This is a genomic window from Streptococcus sp. 4886 (assembly GCF_013276485.1).
In the GTDB taxonomy this organism is placed as follows: Bacteria; Bacillota; Bacilli; order Lactobacillales; family Streptococcaceae; genus Streptococcus.
Map to the genome: position 1 here is coordinate 1 of NZ_VMLD01000038.1, position 6,060 is coordinate 6,060.

A 6,060-nucleotide genomic window follows, 5' to 3' on the forward strand; every position below is an offset into this window, starting at 1 on the left:
TACTTCGATATTGATTATAGATAACTTTTCGTCTATACTTAGGGGTGAACACAATGTGATACTTACAATGCCACTTTGTGTGCGATAAACTATGAGCCTTTTGTGCCATATTTTTCTCCTTTCGCTTTACAATTGGCTTGAACACCTTTATTGTATCGCGTTCGGAGTTTTTGGGGTATAACCTTCGACGCGCACCCGCATAGCGGGTGGTTTTTTTGTCTCGCACCTAACGGAGCGAGACGGACTGAAAGTCACATAACAAAAAAGCATTCCGTAAATTTTTACGAAATGCTAATTAACATATTTTAGTTTTAAGAACTACCTTATTATTGTTCTATGAGTGCTCATAAAGTTTTTGTCACTTTCTATATTTACTTAAAAAATAAATAAGTAAGTAACAAATATATTTTTTCAAGCTAGATACTAACTTCCAGCATTTTTAGAATCATCAAAGCGATATTCTTGTTTTCTATCATCAATTTCAATCGTCAATAATTTATCCTTAAGTTCTCCTACTTTTGTATTCGAATTATCTCTTATTGTCATGCTGATTGCATCATAACTATATTTATTATTTCCAATTCTTAACTGATTCTTTTCTAAATAAATTATTTCATTTTCATCGTTGCTTGATAACTCTTTTTTGTTTTTTATGATTTTATATTCTCCTCTCCCATGAGTTTCCATTTTAGAATTTAAAATACTATTAAAAAATAGTGTAACTATTAGCAATGCTAGAAATACCAACCAAACATTATGATCAGGCCTCTTCAATTTCCTCAGGCGTTCATTTTTCCTCATAATATAAAAATCATTTAATGTACTTGAATGGTCTAAAATAAAGTAGTCTTTATCGATTTTTAAAATATGATTGGAGATAATTTTAAAATTTTGAGTATGGCCTGATTTATCCATTAATACATTATCAGACAATCTATAATACTCTGTTTTTGTGGGCATGTTTTTTATAAACGTATTTTTGTATCTATAATAGTATATTTCTTTATCAACACTGAACTTCTTTTTATTTCTAATTTTAAAATATTTTCCATCTCGATTTAAGAATCCATCTTCATTAATCACAGGTAATAAAAATCTGCAAATCATATTAATTAAACTTTCTTTATATTCAAAAAGAATAATAAAGGAAAAGAAAACAATTAATAGTTTTACTAATGCACTGTAAACCGTAAAATAAGAAAGGTAAGTTGTGTTTCCTACTTCAATATTACTTGAAGTTGAAATATTAACAAAATATAAAAATACATTACTGTTTGTAATTTTTTCCGATAACAACAAAGAAAAATATAATAGAGGAACGAACAATAACACATTGAACTTCATTTTGAAGAAGCTCTCCTTTAGTTCAGTATCAGACTCTCCCATTTGAGGACGTATTTTTTTAGGAAGTAAGTATTGAATATCTTCATTCAAAATTTGAAGAAGAACAGAGACCAGTATAAGAGATATAAAAGTCCAATTGAAGAATGAAGATTCAATTCCTACTATTGAAAATAAAAATATGGGTATAGCAATCACTAAAAGCAATAAGTAAGGGGAAATGTTTGATAAATAACTAAAAATTCTAGTAAATAGTAATATTGTTATCACTATGAAAATGAAATTTTCAATAAAAATACCGTAGGGAGTATTATATAGCCACTCTTCACCCATCATTATTAGAATAGATGTTCGTAATATAAAAAACAAAAAAAAGTATCTAATTATACAGAAAATAATTTTAAATATACCTCTAAGTGAGATAGTATTTGATATTTTAGTTATTTGACTGTTTAAGTCTCCTAGGTCCGTATTTACATTTTCTTTCTCTAGGAACCAAACACATACCATTAAACTTAGATAGCAAATAAGCGCAATAATAAAATATATTTTCTTTTCCATATCTGAAAATATGAAGTAGATTAGAAAAAATAAATTTACTATATCTAAAATCGTTGAGATTACGTAATTATACTTCATTGGTTTTCGTATAAAAAAAACTATTTATCATATTTAAAATTTCCTTTATTTATATCAAATTCCATAATTCATTCTCTACTAAGATCTATAAAACTAAATATTTTAAGATTTTGTTAAACTATAAATTCCTTAATCTGTCTGCCCCCTCATCTTTAGTTATTTCATAGTTATAAAACGGCAATCCAATAATCCGATATCGTTCATCATCGACTAATGTTTTTGATTCTGATTGAAGAGAGGTAAACTGGAAAAATAATATTACTTTTGGCATCTTTTAACGGAGATTTATATTTTATGTCGAGCAATTGTTCATACGAATTGCTTCCGATAATTTCCAAATTGTGTTTATTCTATCCCTGTTATTAGTCAATGACTTATAATTTAAACGCTCACTACTAATATGTAGGAGCTATTTTTTCTTGAACAAGCGGATGTAGTCCTGTTTACTATGAATAATATCTGATATAAAGACAGCTTTTTTATCCTCTAAAATATGATAGAAGGCTAGGTAATCGCCTAAAATGATGCATCTGGTTTTGTGGGGTGGGTATATAATACCTCCTACTCTTTCATCAGCATCGAATCCTGCTTCTGGGAAGACTTCAAGACGCTCCGAATATTCTTAACTGTGTTTGCTCCTGCCTGTTCTGAAAAGTAGTTAGCTGAGATATAATCTTTAATACCTCTTAGCTGTTCTTGTACCGTTTCGGAGATAATAAGGCCATATGCGTTCTCGTTAAATTCCAAGATTAGCCCTCACTTCATCAAGGCTGCAAGTTCTTCCATGTTCTAAATCTTCAAAGCTACGGCCAATTTCAGCACGCAACTTTGATAGAAGTTCTTCTCTTTCTTTGTCTACTTGGATTTCAAATGGCAAGGCTTTATTTTCTACAATATGCTCTAAAAACAAGTTAAAACTGACTGTCATATCAAGATTTTGCGCTGTGATAATAGCTTTAGCCTTCTCTAACAAGTCTCTGTTAGTTTTAAAGTTTACCTGTGTGTTTTTTTCTAAAACATCCATAGTAGTACCTCCTTTTAGACCATTATATCACTTTAAACTATGCAGGTCTAGTTACGTATAGCTACCTATAACTGTATATTAAAAAGCTATTTTAAAAACAAAAAAAGCACTAAAGGGAAGCGCCCAAAAGTGCTTAATATCAGGAACTTAAAAATGATGAGTTCAGCAGGCAAAAAACTAGCACAGCCAAGCGGTGCTTTTTCTATTACAATTATAGTTTTCAGGAGCCAATCTAGGAATATTTAAATGAAATGTAAGTAATTATCACTAATAAAATAATCAATGAAAAATAAAATGAATGACGTAAATAAAAATGCTTCCACTTGTGCGAACAACCCTCTTTGCATTTACTGCTCATGCAGTTTCCAATTTCCTTATTGGTGATTCTAGCAATCCATAATAACAATGAATACATCAATGTTATTACACCAATTAACATCAGACATGAAATTATTATCATCTTAGAAAGATTCATATTTAATAAATCATCTCCGATATCAAAAACAGCTCTTGCTACTTCAATGCCTCCAAACATTACAAAAACAAATGCTGAAAAAATCCCTAAAATTGCTATGAAATCCGTGTAGATAGATGATTTTGTTTGTTCAATATCGTCAGATTGTTCCTGTACAGTTTTAAGAAGTTTATTAGAGTTGGCTGATTGCCCCTGTATATATTTAATAAAATATTTAGCTTGACTTAGTTGGCTTTTAGCTTCTGTAAGAGTATTATTAGAGGCGTCTGATTTTTTCTTTACATCTTGAAGAATTAATCTAGCTTGGTTTAGTTGGCTATTGACATCTTTTAACCCCTGCTCCACTTCCTTAGCAACCCTTGATATATAAGATTTCTGAATTTGAGATAAGCTATAATTAGAACTTATTTTCTTAAGGTTCTTATCTAGTATTAATTTCTTAGCGTTATCATCTGCTTCTATAGTTGAAGATAAATAATCGATGTTCCTATTTAACGTTTCATTGAGCTCATTGCTATTTTCATTCTGGTATACAAATTCAGCAATATAATCGTATGGAATTACTAAATTTTCCTCAGTTAAATTATCTTGAAGCGATTTTACAATACCATCATCATGATTAGAGATATCACCAACTAAAAGAAGTTGGATAAAACTTGTACTTATCTGAGCCATTCTAACTCCTCTGGATGGTTGTTAAAATAATTCAATATCTCTTCATTTGTGTATTTTATCCCTTGAACACCATCACTAATTAACTTTTCGTACTTTTTCCATGGTTCCTGTTTATGAGTTTTCTCCACTATATCAAAAATATCTACATCAGAAAATCTATCAATAACTTTCTTTAACAAATTAGCATCAAGTTCTGGAATATCTTGTGGTTGATACTTAAATATTTTTATGTTTCCTAATGAATTATTTTCTATATTCTCAAAATGAAAATATTCTTTAACAATATCCTGTTTTGTTATTTGAAAAGCTCCGAATCTTTTATATTCATGATATACACTTGGTACAACGGGACCATATTTCCATTTCTCCATTTGTTCCTCAAAAAGAGGATTTTTAGTGTCAACAATTTTAATTACATTGGCAAAATATAATATTTTTTGTAATATGAGGTTGTTAATTGAATAGCTCTTATCGTTAGAATATTCAATTATATAGTTCGCAATAAATAATGGTGGTTGCATTACTGAATCTCCTTTTACTCTTATTATATCACGTAGTTTAAGGACTACAAAACATTTTAGTATTTTTCTTTCTCAATACCCAAACAATAAAACACTAGCAACTCGTTTAAACACACGTTTCAAACATGCTGGTGTACCTAATATTGGATTCCATGGTTTTAGACACACACACGCTAGTCTCTTGCTAAACTCTGGTATACCATATAAAGAATTACAACACCGTCTAGGTCATTCTACACTAGCTATGACTATGGACACTTACAGTCATCTCTCCAAAGAAAAAGCAAAAACAGCCGTCTCATTTTATGAGAAAGCTGTGAGTTCGTTATAAGTGATGACAAAAATGATGACAAACCCAGAAATCAACATTTTAAGACAAAGCAAAAAGCCCACTGTTGTAGGCTTCTTACAATATAAAGTCTTATCTTAAAGCATTTTGTTGTAGAATTCAACGACAAGTGCTTCGTTGATTTCTGGGTTGATTTCGTCGCGTTCTGGCAAACGAGTCAATGAACCTTCCAATTTTTCAGCGTCGAATGATACGAATGCTGGGCGTCCAAGAGTAGCTTCTACTGCTTCAAGGATTGCTGGAACTTTCAATGATTTTTCACGAACTGAGATCACTTGACCTGGAGTTACGCGGTATGATGGGATATCAACGCGTTTTCCGTCAACAAGGATGTGACCGTGGTTTACGAATTGACGAGCTTGACGACGAGTAGTCGCAAGACCAAGACGGTAAACAACGTTATCCAAACGACGTTCCAAAAGAAGCATGAAGTTGAAACCTAGGATGCCGCCTTTGATTTTTGTAGCTTGTACGAACAAGTTACGGAATTGTTTTTCACCTACACCGTAAGTGAAACGAAGTTTTTGTTTTTCAGCCAATTGCAAACCGTATTCTGATAATTTAGAACGGTTGTTTGGTCCGTGTTGTCCTGGTACGTAGTTACGACGTGCCAATTCTTTACCTGTACCTGTAAGTGAAAGGCCAAGGCGACGAGCTTGTTTCCAAGATGGTCCTGTATAACGTGACATGTGAATGTCCTCCTGATATAAATAATATTTCGGTGGAAATAGTCACTTAGAAAGCCCTGATTCGTGCAGATGCCCTTCGCCTAAACAGCCAAGGTTACTTATCATAAGACACCTGTTGACGAGCTTCATGCTTTCCTGCTGATATTTCACACAAAATCCATTTTACCATGAATGGCTAGATTTGTAAAGGGGTCTTAAGCTTTATTTTCACTGCCAGAGAGGTTTGTAACTTCTCAAAGTAACTTCCACTTGCCTGACCAAAGTGGAAATTAGTCTAAAACGGATTTTTATGGTGGAATTAAGTGTGAGACGTTTGAGTTAGAAACGAGGTCTACTATGACAAAACA

At 31.7% G+C, this 6,060-nt stretch carries 6 protein-coding genes and 2 pseudogenes; 1 reads left to right on the plus strand and 7 read right to left on the minus strand.

Translation table 11 applies throughout. The features are described from left to right. The 6 genes and pseudogenes from HT679_RS10845 to HT679_RS10870 form a co-directional block, all read right to left on the minus strand. A partial coding sequence (locus tag HT679_RS10845; protein WP_173214590.1) for a transposase occupies nt 1–109 on the minus strand: 109 nt, incomplete at its 3' end. A gap of 314 nt (nt 110–423) precedes the next feature. Beyond that, a complete protein-coding gene (locus HT679_RS10850) occupies nt 424–1,677 on the minus strand; it encodes a hypothetical protein (protein ID WP_173214592.1) in 1,254 nt (417 codons plus the stop codon). A gap of 712 nt (nt 1,678–2,389) precedes the next feature. Beyond that, nucleotides 2,390–2,727 (minus strand): annotated as a pseudogene (locus HT679_RS10855) (type II toxin-antitoxin system RelE/ParE family toxin). After that, nucleotides 2,717–3,004 carry a type II toxin-antitoxin system RelB/DinJ family antitoxin gene (locus HT679_RS10860; protein WP_173214595.1) on the minus strand — a complete coding sequence of 96 codons (288 nt, stop codon included), beginning with the start codon at nt 3,002–3,004 and terminating at the stop codon, nt 2,717–2,719. The pseudogene HT679_RS10855 and the gene HT679_RS10860 overlap by 11 nt, the downstream one beginning before the upstream one ends. A gap of 232 nt (nt 3,005–3,236) precedes the next feature. Further along, complete coding sequence (locus tag HT679_RS10865) at nt 3,237–4,154, minus strand: hypothetical protein (RefSeq protein WP_173214597.1); 918 nt, start codon at nt 4,152–4,154, stop codon at nt 3,237–3,239. Next, a complete protein-coding gene (locus tag HT679_RS10870; RefSeq protein ID WP_173214599.1) occupies nt 4,142–4,675 on the minus strand; it encodes a type II toxin-antitoxin system antitoxin SocA domain-containing protein in 534 nt (177 codons plus the stop codon). Before HT679_RS10870 ends, HT679_RS10865 begins: the two co-directional genes overlap by 13 nt. A 40-nt stretch (nt 4,676–4,715) precedes the next feature. Between HT679_RS10870 and HT679_RS10875 the strand changes: the two are divergent. After that, nucleotides 4,716–5,006, plus strand: a pseudogene (locus tag HT679_RS10875) (tyrosine-type recombinase/integrase); the annotation flags it as partial. Between the two features lie 95 nt (nt 5,007–5,101). Here HT679_RS10875 and rpsD read toward each other — a convergent pair. Continuing rightward, nucleotides 5,102–5,713: a 30S ribosomal protein S4 gene (gene rpsD, locus HT679_RS10880; protein WP_000092756.1), complete on the minus strand. Its 612-nt coding sequence runs from the start codon at nt 5,711–5,713 to the stop codon at nt 5,102–5,104. Nucleotides 5,714–6,060 lie beyond the last annotated feature (347 nt).

Excerpts from the sequence above, each read along its gene's own strand:
- HT679_RS10850 (WP_173214592.1), bottom strand. The coding sequence starts at position 1,677 with ATGATGGGTGAAGAGTGGCTATATAATACTCCCTACGGTATTTTTATT.
- HT679_RS10860 (WP_173214595.1), bottom strand. The coding sequence starts at position 3,004 with ATGGATGTTTTAGAAAAAAACACACAGGTAAACTTTAAAACTAACAGA.
- HT679_RS10865 (WP_173214597.1), bottom strand. The coding sequence starts at position 4,154 with ATGGCTCAGATAAGTACAAGTTTTATCCAACTTCTTTTAGTTGGTGAT.
- HT679_RS10870 (WP_173214599.1), bottom strand. The coding sequence starts at position 4,675 with ATGCAACCACCATTATTTATTGCGAACTATATAATTGAATATTCTAAC.
- rpsD (WP_000092756.1), bottom strand. The coding sequence starts at position 5,713 with ATGTCACGTTATACAGGACCATCTTGGAAACAAGCTCGTCGCCTTGGC.